This window comes from Parasphingomonas frigoris, from assembly GCF_036663815.1.
In the GTDB taxonomy this organism is placed as follows: domain Bacteria; phylum Pseudomonadota; class Alphaproteobacteria; order Sphingomonadales; family Sphingomonadaceae; genus Sphingomonas.
In genome coordinates this window covers 18,005-35,187 of record NZ_JAXOJQ010000002.1, presented here as the reverse complement: position 1 = coordinate 35,187, position 17,183 = coordinate 18,005, and the positions used below count along the sequence as shown (strand labels likewise).

The following is a 17,183-nucleotide window of genomic DNA, read 5'->3' as shown; positions in this document are numbered from 1 at the left end:
TTCCGCTCGACGTCCCCTAGGACGATCCCGACAGGCGCGACCCAATAGTGCCGTCTTGAGCCGGGCGCCGTGACGTTTGAGGCGGCTCGGGACCCGATGGGCTATCGGATCGGGTCGGCCTGGGCGAAATCATAGACCGTATTCCCAACGGCCTAGCGGCTTGAGGGCCGGTCTCCGTTAGCGCCGCGCACCAATATCGCCGGTTTTGCCCGATACGACACGGGCAGGTACGCCGGCAACGGTCGCCCCGGCGTCGACATCGCGGTTTACGACGCTGCCGGCCCCTACGATCGCGTCATCGCCGATCGTCACCCCGGGCAGGACCAGCGCGCCCGCGCCGATCCAGACGTTGCGGCCGATCGTCACCGGTCGGCCGAATTCGAGCCGCTTGGCGCGCAACGCCGGATCCCGCGGATGATCGGCGGTCAGGATCTGCACGCCGGGTCCGATCTGCGTCCCAGCGCCGATCCGCACCGCGACGACATCGAGCACGACGCAGCCGAAGTTCAGGAAAACGCCATCGTCCAGGTGGATGTTATACAGATAGTCGCAATGAAACGGCGACCGAACGACGACGCCATCGCCCGCATGCCCCATCGCCTCGACCAGCAGCGCGTGCCGCTCCACGGCCGGCGCAGCTGACGCAGCATTATAGCGCGCCAGCCACGCCGCGGCATAGGCCCCGTCGGCAGCCAGTTCGGCATCGTCGGCGGTATACAGGTCGCCGCGGAGCATCTTTTCTTTTTCGGTTATGGTGTTCGGCTCAGCTGAGATCGTGAAGGTCCTTGCCTAGCGGGGCGGTGATGGCGAGATCCGAAAAGCGGATATGCAGGCCATCGCGTTCGGGCGTGCAGGCCATCGGCCCGACCTGATAGGAGGACGCGACGGGGAAGGGCGCGAGCCGGACGAGGGGCCACGTCTTTGCGTCCGACGATACCTGCAGACGCAGGACGCCCTCGGCAACCGTCGCCCGCATCCAGAAATCGCGTGCGTCATGCTCGTACGGACCGGTCGCCCAGTCCGATTTGCCATCGGTCAGCACGCTGCTCAGCATCGCGCGCCCGTCCGACAGCTCGATTCCTGCCTTGACCCACCGCTTTTCATCGACACGCACCATGATCCCGGCCTGATCATACAGCTTGTCATAGTTTCCGCGGATGCGAATCTGTGCGGTGAATGCCGCCGGAGCAGTAAACCCGAGAAAGTGCCCACTGTCGCGGGTGAAGCCGTAGTGCGTCTCACGCCAGAAATCGCTGCCCTTGTCGGTCACTACCGACAGATCGCCCGCAGCATCGACGCTCCACTCCTTGGGTTCGTTCAGCCAGCGGCCATCGCGTCGGCCCAGCACACTCTTGCCGGTGGCATCGGCGACCCGAGCGGCGCGTGCGATGGCCGGGACAGTGAGCGCGGCGGCGCCCGCCATGACGGCGCGTCGTGAAAGGATGGGGTCTGCCATGCGTCTTGCCCTTATGGATGAAGATATATTCGTGTACGAATGTACACACATCCCGCGACGAGGTGAAGCATAATGGCGGAGCGATTCGGAAAGAATGATCCGGGAAGGCGGCAGCGGATCGTCGATGCAACCCTTGATGTGATCGCACACCACGGTGTGGCGGACACCACCCATCGCCGGATCGCGGCGCAGGCGTGCGTACCGCTTGGATCGGTAACCTACTATTTCTCCTCGCTGGAGGCGCTGATCACCACGGCCTTCGTGCAACTGGCGACCACGGCATCAGCGGCGTTCAGCACCCGGTTGAGTGAGGCGACGGATCGGTCGGAAGCGCGCGAGGCCGTGATAGACATCATCGCCGACTCAGTCTGGGCCGAACCGCGCACATTGCTGCTCAGCTACGAACTCTATGCCTTTGCGGCGCGCCACCCGTCCGTCACGGAGGTGATGCAGCGATGGATGGACAGCAGCCGCCTGGCGCTCGGACGTTTTTTCGACCCGCTTACCGCACGTGCGTTGGATGCTCTGGTGGAGGGGATCGGGATCCACAATTCGATTGATGTCGCACCGCTCGATCGTGCGGCGATCCGGACGCTCGTCGAACGGATCGCCGGAACGGACTGACGCGCGAAGGCCGGCGGTCAGACATGCCCAGCGAGCGCCGTTCAACCGCATCTCGGGTCGCGCAGGACAGGGCGGGGAACCGCTCAGTCAGCCGACGGCGGCTTCCCGCGTCTCCGCGCGGCTGTCGCAGGCGTACCGGGAGGGTCGAGGGTCATCGTCGGATCCTTGCCCAGAAATAGCTCGGCGACCAAAGCCCGGAACCAGCGAACCGCCGGATCGGAGTGGACTCGCCGGTGCGAGAATTGCTGGAGGTCGATCGGCGGAAAGGCGATCGGGGGCTGCAGCAGCCTGAGGCCGGCGATACCCGCATAGATCGTCCCGACGGCCCGCGGGACGGTCGTACTGAGATCCTATCGCGCGAGAGATACCGTTAAAGGCCCATGCCGTTCAGACGATAGCAAGTATCCGGTGACGGACGCTGGGATCAGGTGACTTTCCAGCCAAGCGATGGGTGAGGACGGCTCGCCTTATGAGCCCGCCGCCGGTCCTCGATCCTGGTGCGAGCGTCGGCGGTGGCGCACAATGGTCGTCATGCTCGCCAATCGATCCATTCGCCATAAGCATGGCAAGTCGCCAACAGGCGGACCTGACCGCCCGGCCAGCACGTCAGGCACAGCTGCACTTCGTCGCGCATCGGCGCCCATTCAAAACTGATCCACGCCAGTGGCCTGTCCGCGGTGGCACGCGCACCGGCGTCGCGTATCGTGCTCGTGATGAGATGGCGGTCCTGCTCGGTAAGATATTGCAACACCATCGAGTGGAAGATCACACGACAGTGCCCGACGGCCTGCTCGTCCTTCAGTCGTGCCGCCAGCCAGGGCACGGCATTCGCATGATCGATCCGCGGCGGATGGCACAGCGCCAGCGCCAGCGCGGATTGTAACCGCCGCGCGCGATGCGGTTGGTCGGCCCAAACATAAGACAGCAACCGATCCCGCGTGCCGGGGTCGCTCGCCTTGAGAGGATTGAGGTCGACACCGCGCGCAGCGCCGACTTCGATCGGTGCCCAAGGCGGGTCCCCGCCGGACCATGTCGGCGCAATCTGTACGGAGGAGCCGCTGACTCCGGCCGAAATGCCCCCGAGCTGGTAGGCATAATGGCCGAGATTGAGGTTGAGGCCGCAACTCGAGCCGATCTCGAGCACTTCGAACGGCAAGCCGAACTGCTGTCGCACCACCATCAGTGCCGCAGCGATCGCCGCGGACCGGCCGACTTCGTTGGTCTGCGGAGTGTCCTGCATCGCCACCGCGATGACATCATCTGAAGCGGCCATCGCAGCGCCGATTGATCCGTCAAAATCATCATGCTGCTGCGTGTAAAGCGCGCTAAGCGCCGGTTGGCGCCCGGCCCGGGCGATCGCATGGAGCGCGGCATTGAACCGCATGGCAACCGCGTCGCGGCCGGCGTCGCCGGGCCAATGGCGGATCAGTGCGGCAGTGCGGGGCGCACGTGCCAATTGGCGCTCGCCGGCTTCGAGCACTGCCGCCACGAATGGCGACCCCAGGGAGCGCGCTACTTCGGCATAGCGCCACAACTCCCCGCGTTCGGGAGACGACGCAATCCTGTTCATATCGGTTCCCTGGTAGTGCCGCAGTGCGGCGAAGACGGTGACGAGAGACTGGGGCTAGAAGGACTGCCAATCCTCGCCGCCGGACGCCGGGCGCACCAGCTTGGCGACCGCAGCCGCCGGAAGCTGCTTCACCGGTCCGTCGAAGCGCGCCCGGGCCGGCCGTTTGGCGACGGTGTCCGGGCCGCCCACATTGAAGCGGGCAGCGTGCTCTGACAGGCCGTTGACTTCGGTCGCGAGCTTGCTCGCCGCGGCCGATGTCTCCTCGACCATCGCCGCATTTTGCTGGGTCGCCTGATCCATCGTCGAGATCGCCGCGCTGATTTGCGTGATCGCACTCGACTGCGCCTGATTGTCTGTCGCGATCGCGCCGAGCAGCTGGTTCACGTCACTGACGCCTGTCGTAATATCGGCCAGCGCGGCATCGACCTTGTGCACCGCCTCGACCGCGGTGCCGATGTCGGTCTGGGTGGCGCTCAACTGATCGCGCGCACGACCGGCTTCCTCTTCGGCGCGCATCGCCAGCGCGGAAACGAGATCGGCGACGACCGCGAAACCCCGACCGGCATCACCGGCACGCCCGGCCTCGACCGCCGCGTTCATCGCCAGCACGCGGGTCTGGAAGGCGATCTTGTCGAGTCCTTCGATGACGCTGTCGATACCCTTGGCGCTATCGGAAACCCGGCTCATCGCCTGCACCGCCTCGTCCGCCGTGGAGCGCCCGTCGGCCACAGTGGCCATCGTGCCGTTGGCACGCTCGGCGGTGCGGTTTGCGGCTTCGGCGGTATTCTTCAGGCGGCCGTCCATCTGGACCACGGCGGCCGACGTTTCTTCGAGATTGGACGCGTTGCTCTCGGTCCGGCGCGCCAGATCCTCCGATGCCTGCGCGATCTCGACCGACCCGGTGCGGATCGACGCGGTCGACTCGCGCACCGAGGAGATCAGCTCGCGCAGGGCGACCACCGCCGCGTTGAAATTGGTCTTCACCGCGGCGTAGGTGCTGGGGAAGTCGCGGGTGATCTGGGCGGTGAGATTGCCCTCGGCGACCTCCGACAGATGCAGCGAGACCGTATCGACCACCATCTGCTGCTCGGCCTCGGCCAGCGCGGCGCGCTGGTCGGCCGCCTCCTTGGCGACGGCGGCATCGCGAAAGATCAGCACCGCGCGTGCCATGTCGCCGATTTCGTCGCCGCGATCGAGGTCCGGCACATTCAGGTCGTTCTTGCCCGCCGCAAGATCGGCCATTGCCTTGGTCAACCGCGATACCGGCTGCGCGATCAAGCGCGCCAGAACGAAGGCGAGCGCGATCGCGATTGTGATCAACGCGATTCCGCCGATGATCAATGCCGTAACGGCACCGCTGATCGCGCCCGTCTGCAGCGCCGAATTCTTGGCGATCAGCGCTTCCTCGGCGTCGCGAATGTCGCGCAACGGCAGCACAGCCGCGGTGGTCAGCACCGCTTTGCCCGCGGCGCGGACGTCGGCTTGGGCGGCATCGCGCTCGCCGCGCTTGACGCGCTCGATCAAGCGGTCGCCCCAGGCCTTGCGCCAGTCGAGCGTCGCAGTGCGCGACTTGAGCAGCGCGGCAAGCTCTGCCGGCTCGCTTTGCAACGCGGCCTCCAGTGCGATCGACGTGCTGTCATACTCGGCCTGCGCTTCGCCATAGGATTTGAGATAGGTCGGATCGGCGGTGACCAGAAACCCGCGCATCTGGCTGTTCTGGCGCAGCAGCGACGTCTCCAGCGTCAGGGCCTGCGCGTGGATCGTCTGGCTGAGGTTGTTACCGTTCGATGCCGTGCGGATCGAGGCAATGCTGGTGAAGAACACCGCCATCATCGCCGCCGCCGACAGGCAGATGATGAGGAAGGACAATGCGAGCTTTCGCGGGATCTTCATGGATTTTAACATTTAGGGACTTTCGGTAAGACCAATGGCGGCAAGCGAGCAAGGCGTCGCGCGGGCGACCTGCGGCGCTCGGGTGCGAGTCAGGTGAAGCTGCATCAGCCGCTGATCCGGGGCGTGGCCGCTCGGCCAAGCCCCGGGGCGATCCGCAGATGCGTCAGAAATCCAGTCGTGCCGTCGCGGAAAGAGTGCGACCCGTGAGGGTACGTCCCTGAACGATCCCGCCCGCAGGGATGGTCGCGTCCAGAACACCGGTGATAGCCGCAACGTCGAACAGATTGTTGGCATTCACAGACAGCAGCAGTTGCTTGGTCGCATGAAGCTGCACGAACGCGTTGGTCGTGACATAGGCTGGCAGGCGCAGCAGGTTCTCATCGGTCGCGTAGCTACCGGTGGTCCCGATGAACACCGCCCCGACGGTGAAGCGGTCGGCGTTGATCTGCGGCGTAACCTGATAGATCAGGTGCGCCTGATTGTGCGGGGTCTTGCCGATATAGGTTGGATCGATCCCGTCCTTGGCAATCTTCGCGCTGGTGTAGGTCGCGCCGGCCGCGATGCTGGCGATCCCACGGGTGTAGCTGCCTTCGAACTCGACACCCTTGGCGCGGAACAGGCGGTCGATCGGCGCCCCGTTGCGCGGATCGAGGTTGGTATCCTGTGATTCCGCCCAGAAGGCTGTGAGATTGAACATCGTCGAGTCGGTGCGATATTTGAAGCCTCCCTCGGCCTGGGTCACATGGTCGACAGCCGCCGATGCACGACGCAAGCTGCCGTCGCTGAAGTTGATGTAACGCGCGTCCACGATGCGCTCGGAATTGGCGCGTCCGCCGCGGCTATAGCGGCCGAACAGCGACCATGCCTGGGCAAGACGATAATTGGCGCTGACCGAGTAGGAGAGCGTGTGGTAGGAATAATCGATCAGGCCCGGCGAGCTTAGGCTCGAAAGCGAAGTACGGCTTTCCGCATCGGAAATCTTGCCGTCACCGTTGATGTCATAGGACGTCTGGCCACCCTGGCTGTAGGTGCCGTTCGCGCTCCCCATATCATAACGTGCGCTCGCACCGACCGAGAGTTTGCCGATGTGGTAGTTGACCGAGCCGTACGGCGCGTTGACGTCATAGGCCATGTCGTATGTGTTTCGGCAGCACCCGCCAAGGAGCGCAGCGCCGAAGCCATAAAAGCCGTTCTGGGTAACGGCTGTGCCTGTGGCCGAAGTGACGTCGATCAGGCTCGCGTTTCCGCCGCCGACGACGTCTTGGAGCACCGATGACCAAAGGTAGGAGATGCCGATATTCTGTCGCGACTTGTAAAATCCGCCGGTCGTCGTGAGCGCGCCGCTGCCGATGTTCCAGGTGCGGCTCGCGCGAATGTCATTGGTCACATTGTCGAGATTATTGTAGCTGTTGTTGGCGTAAGTCGCCGCCGCAAGCAGGCCGTTGCCGTTGAGCGTCGACGGATTGGTGATCGTCTTTCCCGCATTCGGGCCGCTGGCATAGGTCAGCGTTCCGCCAAAGCCGCCGACACGGCCCATCACCGCCGGTGCGACCGCGAACTGGACGAATTCGGGATTGACGAAGCTGCCGCTGATACCAGAGTAGCGGAAGCGATCCGTCACCGACCAGCCGGCAACGTCGAACTGGGCCTCGAACCCTGCGGCTTTGACGACGGGATGCTGACCGTCACGCATGCTCTTGCCCGCGAGATTGTTGTTCTGGTCCAGGCCGACGATGGTGGTGAAATTCCTGCTCAACAGCGTATCGCGCTTGAGGTCGAACCCCGGAATGCTCGAATAGGTCGGATTGCCGTCGGAGCCGGTCACCTGCATCGGTATATAGCCATAGGCCGGCGTCCGGTCGTTCAGATACTTGCCGTAGACGCGGACGTAGCCGCCGCCAGCGAATGTCTTGGTAACGTTGATCTTGATCTGGCCGCCATCCTGACCGTCATAGCCAATCGCCCGCGGCCCCTCGCCGCGGCGATAGAAGCCGCCGACATTGACGCGAAGCGTGTCCGACAGAGGCGCGCCATAGTCGAAGTCCAGCCGGTAGGACCGATAATCCAGCCCGAGCGTGGTCTGGATCGACCCGCCGGGATTGACGCCGGTCTTCGAGATGAAGTTGATCACGCCGCCGGGAGAATTCGACGCGAAGGTGGAAGCCGAGCCTCCGCGGATTGCCTGCACCTCCCCCACGGTCGAATCGAAGCGCAGGAAGGTGTCGGCAGTGGCGAACGCGATGTCGCCGAATTCGAGCACCGGGAGCCCGTCTTCCTGCAATTGCACGAACTTGCTGCCGGTCGATGCGATCGGCAGCCCGCGGATCGAAATGTTGCCATAGCCCTCGCCTTGCGAGGCATCGGAGCGCACGCCGGGCAGGTCGCGCAGCAGATCCGCGACCGACAGGGGTGAGAGCTTGAGGATGTCGTGCTGATCAAGAGCGCTGGTCGAAATCGCACTGTCGAGCAGATCGCGTGCCTTGGCGACGCCAGTGGAGAAGACTTCCTTGGCCGGGGCCTTATCGACCGATGCTTCGACAGCCGGGGTGACCGCAGCCGACGGCGCGTCGGCAGCCGCCGGCACCGGCGACGCATAAGCGAAAGCGGGCAGCACCAGCGCCAGTGGCGCGACGGTAATCAGCAGGCGATGGGGCTTCAACCTAATATCCATTTGAAAGGCAAGCGCCCGCTCAATCCGCCGTGACGACAGATTCAGATGCGTTTGCGATGTGACTGACCAATGCTCAAAGACTTGCGGAGTGATCGAAGGGCTCCTGCAGTCATTGTAAGAGAGCATTGATCGATCGAGGTTTTTTTGTGCAGTTTTTCGCGATGTTCCTATTGGCAAGGCATCATCCGCTTGCCGCGCCGGGACGGCGACCGTGCGCACCACAGCGTGTTTCGTGCTGTTATGCCAAGATCCGATGATGGTAACTCGGAGGGGGGCGCGCACCGGGTGGGTTTGATTCAGCATGGCAAACATCGCTCGTCTCTCTGACGAGCTGCCTTACCAATGGCATGACCTCGGGGGAGCAGGTCAAAACAGGTCACAAGACCTGTCTAAGTAGTCTCGCCTGGTCTAAATCAGGCGAACCCAGCAGCCGACTTTAGATCTCTAGATCAATGAGTTGTGAGCCGAATCTCGAGGATCCGAAGTGGTGCCGGCTGCAGGAATCGAACCCGCGACATCCAGTTTACAAAACTGGCGCTCTACCAACTGAGCTAAGCCGGCACGGCGCCCTAAATGCGTCAGACGATGCCGAAGGTCCAGCCCTCGCTGTGCGCGATTTTTGGGGAGAGGGCGGGGGGCGCCCATAAGTCCGCGCGCCGCGCGTTGGCGCGGAGCCAGGCGGCGGTGAGGATCGCGTCGGTGGCGTGGTCGGTGTAGCGCGCGAGCGGGGCGTGCGGGCGGCTGCCGAGCGTGGCGAGCGCTGCGTCGAGCGCGGCGGAATCGCGCAGCTTGCTCAGCCCCTTGCGCAGCCCCGCGGCGCGCGCCGCGATCGTGGTGTAGATTTCGACGACGCAGGTGCCGTGGCGCGGCGGCGGATCGAACGGCCAGACCGGGATGGCGGGGCCGAGATGATGCAGCAGCCGCATCCCGGCAAAGCTCGCCTTGGCGACCTGCGCCGCACCGATCGCGTCATAGACGGTCGACGGCTTGCCGAATCCGGCGGCGTTGAGCCGCGTCTCGCATCGGCGGAAATGGAGGAAGTCGGCCTTGGTGCCGTCGGCCGCGCCGAGATAGAAATGCGTGCCGCGGCGGGCCTCGAGGAACGAGGCGGCGCCGAGGTCGGGGTCGGACGCGTGGGCGTCGACATAGCCCCAGAAGGCGCGTGCCGTCGCCGGGGTCGTCTCGCCGGGAAGATAGGCGCCGCGGTCGACCAGCGGCGGCGCGAAGCTGAAGTCGAAGCCGACCAGTCGCGGGGCGGCGGCGTCGGCGCGCAGCCAGGCGAGGATGTCAGCACGCGACCAGACACCGCGCGGCGGCGCGACCAGCACCGGGGCGGCGTCACCCGCCTCGCAGATGGCGAGCGCGATGCCGGGATGGCGCGCGCCCTTCGCACCCGACCAGTCGATCGCGGCAAACTGCGTGAAATGCTGCGGTGTCACGTCTTGCGCGGTCGCGCCGGCTTGCGCGCGGCGGTCTGGTCGCGCGCGTGCTCGATCATGGCTTTGACGCGCGCGGGATCGTCGCTGGCGTAGCGCACGAGCAGGTTCGGCCAGCCTTCATAATGCGGCGTCTGCCAGAAGGTGGCGGGGTCGGTCTCGATCAGCAGCTGCTTGCTGTCCTGGTCGATCGCCAGCACGAACGATCCGGCCTCGCTGCCCGACGATACGAAGGCGCGGCCGTTGCTCGCGACCTTGATCGCCGGGCTGCCATAATGCGTGCCCGCGACGGTGTCTGGGAGCGTCAGCGCAAAGGCGGCGATGGCGTCCCAGTTGGTCATTCGCTGTGCTTCAGGCTCGCCCACCACGCCATGCGCTCGGCGATGCGCTTCTCCATGCCGCGCTCGGTCGGCACGTAGAAGGTCTGCGGCGTCATCTCGGCGGGCCAATAGTTCGCACCCGAAAAGCCATCGGCGGTGTCATGGTCGTAGGCATAGCCCTTGCCGTAGCCGATTTCCTTCATCAGCTTGGTCGGCGCGTTGAGGATGTTCTCGGGCGGCATCAGCGATCCCGTCTCGCGCGCCGAGGCCCAGGCGGCCTTCTGCGCCTTGTAGGCGGCGTTCGATTTGGGCGCGGTGGCGAGATACAGGCACGCCTGCGCGATCGCGAGTTCGCCCTCTGGGCTGCCGAGGAAGTCGTACGCGTCCTTGGCGGCGAGGCACTGCGTCAGCGCGCCGGGATCGGCGAGACCGATATCCTCGACCGCCATCCGCACCATCCGGCGCAGCAAATAGAGCGGCTCCTCGCCCGCGGTGAGCATCCGCGCGAGATAGTAAAGCGCGGCCTGCGGGTCGGAGCCACGCACCGCTTTGTGGAGCGCGGAGATGAGGTTGTAATGCCCCTCGCGATCCTTATCGTAGACCGCGACGCGGCGTTGCAGGAACGCCGAGAGGCCGGCGGGGTCGAGCGGCTCGGGCAGGTTGACCGCAAACAAGGTCTCGGCCTGGTTGAGCAGGAAGCGGCCGTCGCCATCGGCGCTGGCGATCATCGCGTCGCGCGCTTGCGGCGTGAGCGGAAGCGGCTGATCCTCGATCTGCTCCGCACGGTCGAACAGCTTGCCGAGCGCCGCGTGATCGAGCCGGTGGAGGATCAGCACCTGCGCACGGCTGAGCACGGCGGCGTTGAGCTCGAACGACGGGTTTTCGGTCGTCGCGCCGACCAGGGTGACGGTGCCATCCTCGACATAGGGTAGGAAGCCGTCCTGCTGCGCGCGATTGAAGCGGTGGATCTCGTCGACGAACAGCAGCGTGCGCTTGCCGATGCGGGCATGGTCGCGCGCCTCGGCGAAGGCTTTCTTGAGGTCGGCGACCCCTGAGAACACCGCCGAGATCGCGACAAAGCGCAGGCCGACGGCATCGGCGAGCAGCCGCGCGATCGTCGTCTTGCCGGTGCCGGGCGGACCCCACAGGATCATCGACGACAGCCGCCCGGCGGCGACCATCCGCCCGATCGCGCCCTCGGGCCCGGTGATATGCTCCTGCCCGACGACCTCGGCGAGCGTGGTCGGGCGGAGGCGATCGGCGAGCGGGGCGGTCGCGCTGACGGCCTCGGCGGCGGGCGGATCGAAGGCGGCGAAAAGATCGGGCATCGCCTGGAGATAGGCGTTCCGGGGGGCGCTAACCACCCGTGGCGGATGGGAGGGGGAGGGGGCTTGGTCCGCAATGCGGGCAGGGGCCCGAAAAAAGTCAGGACCGCCCCTTGCGAAGACTGCGCCAAGATATATCTTAGTGCCATCGTGTTATACAGAAGGAACGATATGTTTGGATTTTCAGAACGCGGCAGCCACGGCTGCCAACCCGGGCACGGCCGTATGGGCATGCGCGGTGGGCCAGGCGGCGGGCGGCACTTCGGTGGCGGGCGCGGCGCTGGCCGGGGCGAGGGTGAAGGGCGCGGTGGCCCGCGCGGCCGGCGGATGTTCGACGGCGGCGAGCTCCGGCTCGTCCTGCTCAAGCTGATCGCCGACGAGCCGCGCCACGGCTATGACCTGATCCGCTCGATCGAGGATCTCACCGGCGGCGCCTATGCGCCGAGCCCGGGCGTGGTCTATCCGACGCTGACCTTGCTCGACGAAATGGAGCTGATCGAGGCGCGGCAGGCCGAGGGGGCGAAGAAGCTCTTCGCGATCACCGAAGCGGGCACGGCGCTGCTCGCCGAGAATGGCGAGCTGGTCGAGGCGCTGTTCGCGCGGCTCGCCGAAGTCGGTGCCGAGCGGGCGCGGACCGAGAGTTCGTCGGTGCGGCGCGCGATGGGCAATCTGCGCGAGGTGCTGGTGCACAAGCTGCGCCACGAAGAGGTCGAGCAGGAAACGCTCCACCAGATCGTCGCGCTGATCGACGACGCCGCGCAGAAGATCGAGCGCCTGTGATGGCCTACACCGCAACCGCGCGCGTGCCGACCGCTTCGGCGAGCAAGTACCTCCAGCAGACGTGCAAGCATTGGGAGCATAATCTGGCGGTGGAGTTCACCCCCGAGCATGGGACGATCGTCTTCCCCAAGGATGCGCGCGGGGCCTCGCATCCCGGCGACGCGACGGTGACGTTCGATGCGCATCCCGATGTGCTCGAGGTGCGGATCGACGCGACGTCGGTCGAGCAGCTCGACGGGTTGAAGGGCGCGGTGGCGCGCCATGTCGACCGCTTCGCGTTTCGCGAGGCGCCGTTGCGCTACGACTGGGGGTGAGGCGGGCGGGGAGGGGACGGGCGCCGTTTCCGTCTTCTCCCCTCCTGCTTCACGCTTCACTGCAAGGGGAGAAGGGGAAGCCGGGAAGCGAAACCTGAGCGTTACGCGACCTTCGCCGCGCCGGCAGCGCGCCGTTCCAGAACCGCAAGATAGGTGTCGAGCACGGCTTGGTTGATCCGCTCCCACTGATAGGTCGCTGCGGCCGCATGCCCGGCCCCGCCCGCGCTGCGGCGGAAAGCGTCATCCTCGCAGAAGCGCTGGAGCGCGTCGGCATAGCCCTCGATATCGGTCGGCGGGACGATCAGCCCGGTCACGCCGTCCTCGATCAGCCCGACGGCGCCGCTTGCGCGTGCCGCGACGACGGGCACGCCCGCCGCCATCGCCTCGAGCGTGACGTTGCCGAAGGTCTCGGTAACGCTCGGGTTGAAGAACACGTCCATCGACGCGACCGCCTTGCCGAGGTCGTCGCCGGTCATGTAGCCGGCGAACACCGCGTCGGGGACTTCCTGCACGAACCAGTCGCGCGCCGGCCCCTCGCCGACGACGAAAGTGCGATGCTTCACGCCGCGCTGCTTGAGCGTCTTGATCGCCTTGGCGAAGACGTCGAGGCCCTTTTCCTTGACCAGCCGGCCGAGGAACCCGACCGCGATCTCGTCGTCGGCGATGCCGAGGTTGCGCCGCCAGCCGAGATCGCGCCGCGCCGGGTTGAAGCGTTCGTGATTGACCCCGCGCGACCAGCGCGTGACCGGCGTCGGCACGCCCCAGTCGTGGAGGATCTCGCCCATCATCTGGCTCGGCACCAGCACGTCGTCGACGCGGCTGTAGAAGCGCGCCTGCGCGCGGATCATCATCGGTACCAGGAAATCGAGGCCGTAATATTGCATGTAGGTCTCGAACCGCGTGTGATACGACGCGACCGAGGCGATATTGTGCTTTTCGGCATAGTTCAGCGCCTTGTGGCCGAGCCGGTCGGGCGCCGAGACATGGATCATGTTGGGCGCGAAGGCATCGAGATCGCGCCGCACGCGGTGGCCCATGCCGCGCGTCAGCTTGTAATCGCCGCGCAGCGGAATCCGGATCGAGGGCGCGCTGACGAGGTCGCCGGTCGGCGGGAAAGCGGGCGTGCGGCTGGTCGGCGCGTAGATCCGCACCTTCACGCCGCGGCTCAGCAAATGGCCGACGAGCAGGTTGAGCGTCTGGTTCGCGCCGTCGCGCGTGTAATTGTAGTTGCCGCTGAACAGCGCCACGCGAAGATCGGAAGCTTGCATCGCTCGGCGCCATAGCGAAGCGCGTGGCAGATGACTATCTCCCGTGCAGCTATTGCGCGCCCGAGGAGCCGTTCGATGACCGATCTTTCCACCTTCCCGATCACGCAGCGCTGGCCGGCGGCGCATCCCGACCGGCTCCAGCTCTATTCGCTGCCGACGCCGAACGGGGTGAAGGTGTCGATCATGCTCGAGGAGACCGGGCTACCCTATGAGGTCCATCTGGTCGATTTCGCCAAGGACGACCAGAAGTCGCCCGAATTCGAGGCGCTCAATCCCAACGGCAAGATCCCCGCGATCCTCGATCCCGACGGTCCCGGTGGCGCGCCGCTGGCCTTGTTCGAATCGGGCGCGATCCTGCTCTATCTTGCCGAGAAGACCGGGCAGTTCCTCCCGGCAGATCCCGCCGCGCGCTGGCATGCGATCCAGTGGCTGATGTTCCAGATGGGCGGCGTCGGGCCGATGTTCGGGCAGGTCGGCTTCTTCGTGAAGTTTGTCGGCAAGGACTTTGAGGACAAGCGCCCGCGCGACCGCTACGTCGCCGAGGCGAAGCGGCTGCTCGGCGTGATGGACGGCGTGCTGGCGGACAAGACCTGGTTCCTGGGCGACGACTATTCGATCGCCGACATCTCGATGCTCGGCTGGGTCAACGGCCTGATCGGTTTCTACGGCGCGGGCGAACTGGTCGGGTTCGACGGGTTTCGCAACGTCAAGGCGTGGCTCGAGCGGGGCCTCGCACGCCCGGCCGTCCAGCGCGGGCTGGCGATCCCGGCGCGCGGCTAAGGCGTCACGCGGCCTTGTGGACCTGCGCGAAGCCTTCGAAATAGCCGCGGACGCTCGGATCGCTGACGGGCGCGAGCAGCTGCGCGACGGTGTCGGGCAGGCTCGCCGCGGTGGCGGTCGCGCCGCCCTGTGCATAGCCCATCGACCACGCGCCGAAGCTAGGCGTCGTGATGTCGGTGCGTGACAGGATGACTACGGCGTGATGCCGCGGGTCCTGCTGGATGCGCTGGAACACGGTGTCGAGCGCCGCCGGCTCGCCCTCGAGCACCTGCAGGAACCGCCGCCCGCCCGCGACGAGCAGCCCGGTCACCCCCGCGGCGGCATTGTTGCGGCGCGAAACGCGCAGAATGCTGTCGAGCTCGTCGGCCGCGAGGACGGTGCGGGTGCTGCTGATGTAGATGAGGCGTTGCATGGGAGACACTCCGGGGGGGCGCTTTCCATTACCCGGGCGAACTGACAAATTTTGGTAAACATCGCGACATTGATTTGATCTCGATCAATACGATCGGAGAGTGCGGGGTCGGGCTGGGAAAATCTGTTCCCCTCCCGTTCCGCAACCGCTATCATTGCCGCATGGCAAAACCTCAAAAGCGTTACGTCTGTCAGGCCTGTGGATCGGTATCGCACCGCTGGGCGGGGCAATGTGCCGATTGCGCCGAATGGAACACACTGGTCGAGGAAGTCGGCGCAACCGTGACGCCGTTCCAGGCGAAGCATAATCTGCAGGGCGGCGGTCGGACGATGACGCTGGTCTCGCTCGACGCCGAAATCGCGCTGCCCGAGCGGATGACGTCGGGGATCGCCGAGCTCGACCGCGCGCTCGGCGGCGGGTTCGTCGAGGGATCGGCGACGCTGATCGGCGGCGATCCGGGGATCGGCAAGTCGACGCTGCTGCTCCAGGCGGCGGCGAAGATGGCGCTCGCCGGCCTGCGCGTCGCCTATGTCTCGGGCGAGGAAGCCGCCGACCAGGTGCGGCTGCGCGCGCGACGGCTCGGGCTCGGCCATGCGCCGGTGCAGCTTGCGGCGGCGACCTCGACGCGCGACATCCTGACGACGCTCGGGCAGGGGCAGCCGCCTGCGCTGCTGGTGATCGATTCGATCCAGACGATGCACAGCGACCTGATCGAGGGCGCGCCGGGCACCGTCAGCCAGGTGCGCGCTTCGGCGCAGGAGCTGATCCGCTTCGCCAAGGAACGCGGGACGGCAGTGGTGCTGGTCGGCCATGTCACCAAGGACGGGTCGATCGCGGGGCCGCGCGTGCTCGAACATATGGTCGATACCGTGCTGAGCTTCGAGGGCGAGCGCAGCCACCAATATCGCATCCTGCGCGCGATCAAGAACCGCTTCGGCGGGACCGACGAGATCGGGGTGTTCGCGATGGTCGCCGAAGGGCTGGCCGAGGTCGGCAATCCCTCGGCCCTGTTCCTGACGCAGCGCGACGAGAGTGTGACCGGGATGACGGTGTTCCCCGCGCTAGAGGGGACGCGCCCGGTGCTGGTCGAGATCCAGGCGCTGGTCGTGCGGCTGGCAAGCGGCGCGACGCCGCGGCGCGCGGTGGTCGGCTGGGACAGCGGGCGCCTCGCGATGGTGCTTGCGGTGCTCGAGGCGCGCTGTGGGCTCAGTTTTTCGTCGAGCGAAGTCTATCTCAACATCGCCGGCGGCTACCGCGTGCAGGATCCGGCGGCCGATCTCGCGGTCGCGGCGGCACTGATCTCGGCGCTGTCCGAGCGGCCGGTGCCGGTCGACGCGGTGGTGTTCGGCGAGCTCGCTTTGTCGGGCGAGATCCGGCCGGTCGCGCATGGGCCGTTGCGGTTGAAGGAAGCCGCCAAGCTCGGGTTCGAGCGGGCGTTGCTGCCAGCGGCGGTGCAAGACGACAAGAGCGGCTTGAAGCTCAGCGGGTTCAAGACGCTGGGGAGTTTCGTGGAGCATATGCTGGGGCGATAGGCTTTCCCCTCCCGCTTTGCCGGCGAAGGCCGGGTCCCAGTCGCGACGTCGACGGTAGGCGCGGGCGGTCCTCTCCTCCGAACGCCCTACTCCTCGGCCCCGGGCTTCGCCGGGGAAGCGGGAGAGGAAAGGGAAGGGCAGGCGACACGCGCCCCTCGACTTCCCCTACCGCTCGCGGATAAGGCGCGACGATGCATCTTACCGCGCTCGACATTCTCGTTCTGCTCGCCGTCGGCGGGTCCGCCACGCTCGGGCTGCTGCGCGGTTTCGTCACCGAAGTGCTGTCGCTGTTCGCCTGGGTGGCGATCGTCTTCGCGGTCAAGCTGTTCCACGTGCCGCTGACGCATGCGCTGGTCGGGATCGTCGGCACCACCACCGGCGCCGCGGTGCTTGCGTTCGCGATCCTCGCCGGCGTGACCTATTTCGGCGGGCGGATGGTCGCCAATGCGATCGGCGCGCGCACGCGCGATTCGATTCTCGGGCCGATCGACCGCGCGCTCGGCTTCGGTTTCGGCGCGCTCAAGGGGCTGATCCTGGCGAGCCTGGCGTTCCTGCTCGTCGTGCTGATGACCGATACGGTCAGCGGTGGCCCCACGCACCGGCCCGAATGGCTGACGCAGGCCAGGGTCTATCCGCTGCTCAACACGACCAGCGCGGGCATCGCCGACTTCGTCGACCGGCGGCGCAAGGGCGAGCCGGTGTTCGGCGCCACCTATACGCGGCCAACGCCCGACCCCCACACCGACAACGCCGCAGAGTGAGCGTAGCGGGGTGACGCGCGGGGCGGGCTTGCCTACATAGG

The 17,183-nt window shown here is 66.2% G+C and carries 16 protein-coding genes and 1 tRNA gene; 6 read left to right on the top strand and 11 right to left on the bottom strand.

The window, feature by feature from the left end; translation table 11 throughout:
- Positions 1-177: 177 nt before the first annotated feature.
- Both U1872_RS05420 and U1872_RS05415 read right to left on the bottom strand, forming a co-directional pair.
- Positions 178-735: a sugar O-acetyltransferase gene (locus U1872_RS05420; RefSeq protein WP_332791874.1), complete on the bottom strand. Its 558-nt coding sequence runs from the start codon at positions 733-735 to the stop codon at positions 178-180.
- 28 nt (positions 736-763) lie between these two features.
- Positions 764-1,456 carry a DUF1349 domain-containing protein gene (locus tag U1872_RS05415; protein ID WP_332791873.1) on the bottom strand — a complete coding sequence of 231 codons (693 nt, stop codon included), beginning with the start codon at positions 1,454-1,456 and terminating at the stop codon, positions 764-766.
- A gap of 72 nt (positions 1,457-1,528) precedes the next feature.
- Between U1872_RS05415 and U1872_RS05410 the strand changes: the two genes are divergently transcribed.
- Complete coding sequence (locus U1872_RS05410) at positions 1,529-2,080, top strand: TetR/AcrR family transcriptional regulator (RefSeq protein WP_332791872.1); 552 nt, start codon at positions 1,529-1,531, stop codon at positions 2,078-2,080.
- 529 nt (positions 2,081-2,609) lie between these two features.
- Here the strand turns inward: U1872_RS05410 and U1872_RS05405 are convergent.
- From U1872_RS05405 to U1872_RS05375, 7 genes are all read right to left on the bottom strand, one after another.
- Positions 2,610-3,650 (bottom strand): DUF2332 domain-containing protein, encoded by a 1,041-nt coding sequence (locus U1872_RS05405; protein ID WP_332791871.1) that lies wholly within the window; start codon positions 3,648-3,650, stop codon positions 2,610-2,612.
- A gap of 54 nt (positions 3,651-3,704) precedes the next feature.
- Positions 3,705-5,555, bottom strand: a complete 1,851-nt coding sequence (locus U1872_RS05400; RefSeq protein WP_443025335.1) for a methyl-accepting chemotaxis protein — start codon at positions 5,553-5,555, stop codon at positions 3,705-3,707.
- A 151-nt stretch (positions 5,556-5,706) separates the two neighbouring features.
- Positions 5,707-8,202 (bottom strand): TonB-dependent receptor domain-containing protein, encoded by a 2,496-nt coding sequence (locus U1872_RS05395; protein WP_332791869.1) that lies wholly within the window; start codon positions 8,200-8,202, stop codon positions 5,707-5,709.
- Positions 8,203-8,699: 497 nt separating this feature from the next.
- Positions 8,700-8,775, bottom strand: a tRNA-Thr gene (locus U1872_RS05390).
- Between the two features lie 17 nt (positions 8,776-8,792).
- Positions 8,793-9,653: a hypothetical protein gene (locus U1872_RS05385; protein WP_332791868.1), complete on the bottom strand. Its 861-nt coding sequence runs from the start codon at positions 9,651-9,653 to the stop codon at positions 8,793-8,795.
- On the bottom strand, positions 9,650-9,991 hold the full coding sequence (locus U1872_RS05380) for an MmcQ/YjbR family DNA-binding protein (protein WP_332791867.1): 342 nt from the start codon (positions 9,989-9,991) through the stop codon (positions 9,650-9,652). The genes U1872_RS05385 and U1872_RS05380 overlap by 4 nt, the downstream gene beginning before the upstream one ends.
- Positions 9,988-11,298 carry a replication-associated recombination protein A gene (locus U1872_RS05375; RefSeq protein ID WP_332791866.1) on the bottom strand — a complete coding sequence of 437 codons (1,311 nt, stop codon included), beginning with the start codon at positions 11,296-11,298 and terminating at the stop codon, positions 9,988-9,990. The genes U1872_RS05380 and U1872_RS05375 overlap by 4 nt, the downstream gene beginning before the upstream one ends.
- Positions 11,299-11,466: 168 nt before the next feature.
- On the opposite strand from U1872_RS05375, the gene U1872_RS05370 reads away from it, so the two are divergent.
- Together U1872_RS05370 and U1872_RS05365 are read left to right on the top strand one after the other, a co-directional pair.
- On the top strand, positions 11,467-12,075 hold the full coding sequence (locus U1872_RS05370; RefSeq protein ID WP_443025334.1) for a PadR family transcriptional regulator: 609 nt from the start codon (positions 11,467-11,469) through the stop codon (positions 12,073-12,075).
- Positions 12,075-12,389 (top strand): DUF2218 domain-containing protein, encoded by a 315-nt coding sequence (locus U1872_RS05365; protein ID WP_332791865.1) that lies wholly within the window; start codon positions 12,075-12,077, stop codon positions 12,387-12,389. Before U1872_RS05370 ends, U1872_RS05365 begins: the two co-directional genes overlap by 1 nt.
- Positions 12,390-12,490: 101 nt before the next feature.
- Here the strand turns inward: U1872_RS05365 and U1872_RS05360 are convergent, their stop codons facing one another.
- A complete protein-coding gene (locus tag U1872_RS05360; protein WP_332791864.1) occupies positions 12,491-13,657 on the bottom strand; it encodes a glycosyltransferase family 4 protein in 1,167 nt (388 codons plus the stop codon).
- Between the two features lie 75 nt (positions 13,658-13,732).
- Between U1872_RS05360 and U1872_RS05355 the strand changes: the two genes are divergently transcribed.
- Entirely contained in the window at positions 13,733-14,437 is a 705-nt protein-coding gene (locus U1872_RS05355; RefSeq protein ID WP_332791863.1) for a glutathione S-transferase N-terminal domain-containing protein, read from the top strand.
- Between the two features lie 4 nt (positions 14,438-14,441).
- On the opposite strand, the gene U1872_RS05350 is transcribed toward U1872_RS05355, so the two are convergent.
- Positions 14,442-14,849 (bottom strand): BLUF domain-containing protein, encoded by a 408-nt coding sequence (locus U1872_RS05350; RefSeq protein ID WP_332791862.1) that lies wholly within the window; start codon positions 14,847-14,849, stop codon positions 14,442-14,444.
- 161 nt (positions 14,850-15,010) lie between these two features.
- Here U1872_RS05350 and radA point away from each other — a divergent pair, with 161 nt between their 5' ends.
- Both radA and U1872_RS05340 read left to right on the top strand, forming a co-directional pair.
- Positions 15,011-16,381, top strand: coding sequence for a DNA repair protein RadA (gene radA / locus U1872_RS05345; protein WP_332791861.1), 1,371 nt, complete (start codon positions 15,011-15,013; stop codon positions 16,379-16,381).
- A 191-nt stretch (positions 16,382-16,572) separates the two neighbouring features.
- Positions 16,573-17,142: a CvpA family protein gene (locus U1872_RS05340; RefSeq protein WP_332791860.1), complete on the top strand. Its 570-nt coding sequence runs from the start codon at positions 16,573-16,575 to the stop codon at positions 17,140-17,142.
- Positions 17,143-17,183 lie beyond the last annotated feature (41 nt).

Excerpts from the sequence above, each read along its gene's own strand:
- U1872_RS05375 (WP_332791866.1), bottom strand. The coding sequence starts at position 11,298 with ATGCCCGATCTTTTCGCCGCCTTCGATCCGCCCGCCGCCGAGGCCGTC.
- U1872_RS05365 (WP_332791865.1), top strand. The coding sequence starts at position 12,075 with ATGGCCTACACCGCAACCGCGCGCGTGCCGACCGCTTCGGCGAGCAAG.
- U1872_RS05360 (WP_332791864.1), bottom strand. The coding sequence starts at position 13,657 with ATGCAAGCTTCCGATCTTCGCGTGGCGCTGTTCAGCGGCAACTACAAT.
- U1872_RS05405 (WP_332791871.1), bottom strand. The coding sequence starts at position 3,650 with ATGAACAGGATTGCGTCGTCTCCCGAACGCGGGGAGTTGTGGCGCTAT.
- U1872_RS05380 (WP_332791867.1), bottom strand. The coding sequence starts at position 9,991 with ATGACCAACTGGGACGCCATCGCCGCCTTTGCGCTGACGCTCCCAGAC.
- U1872_RS05420 (WP_332791874.1), bottom strand. The coding sequence starts at position 735 with ATGCTCCGCGGCGACCTGTATACCGCCGACGATGCCGAACTGGCTGCC.
- U1872_RS05350 (WP_332791862.1), bottom strand. The coding sequence starts at position 14,849 with ATGCAACGCCTCATCTACATCAGCAGCACCCGCACCGTCCTCGCGGCC.
- U1872_RS05400 (WP_443025335.1), bottom strand. The coding sequence starts at position 5,555 with ATGTTAAAATCCATGAAGATCCCGCGAAAGCTCGCATTGTCCTTCCTC.
- radA (WP_332791861.1), top strand. The coding sequence starts at position 15,011 with ATGGCAAAACCTCAAAAGCGTTACGTCTGTCAGGCCTGTGGATCGGTA.
- U1872_RS05355 (WP_332791863.1), top strand. The coding sequence starts at position 13,733 with ATGACCGATCTTTCCACCTTCCCGATCACGCAGCGCTGGCCGGCGGCG.
- U1872_RS05415 (WP_332791873.1), bottom strand. The coding sequence starts at position 1,456 with ATGGCAGACCCCATCCTTTCACGACGCGCCGTCATGGCGGGCGCCGCC.
- U1872_RS05370 (WP_443025334.1), top strand. The coding sequence starts at position 11,467 with ATGTTTGGATTTTCAGAACGCGGCAGCCACGGCTGCCAACCCGGGCAC.
- U1872_RS05340 (WP_332791860.1), top strand. The coding sequence starts at position 16,573 with ATGCATCTTACCGCGCTCGACATTCTCGTTCTGCTCGCCGTCGGCGGG.
- U1872_RS05410 (WP_332791872.1), top strand. The coding sequence starts at position 1,529 with ATGGCGGAGCGATTCGGAAAGAATGATCCGGGAAGGCGGCAGCGGATC.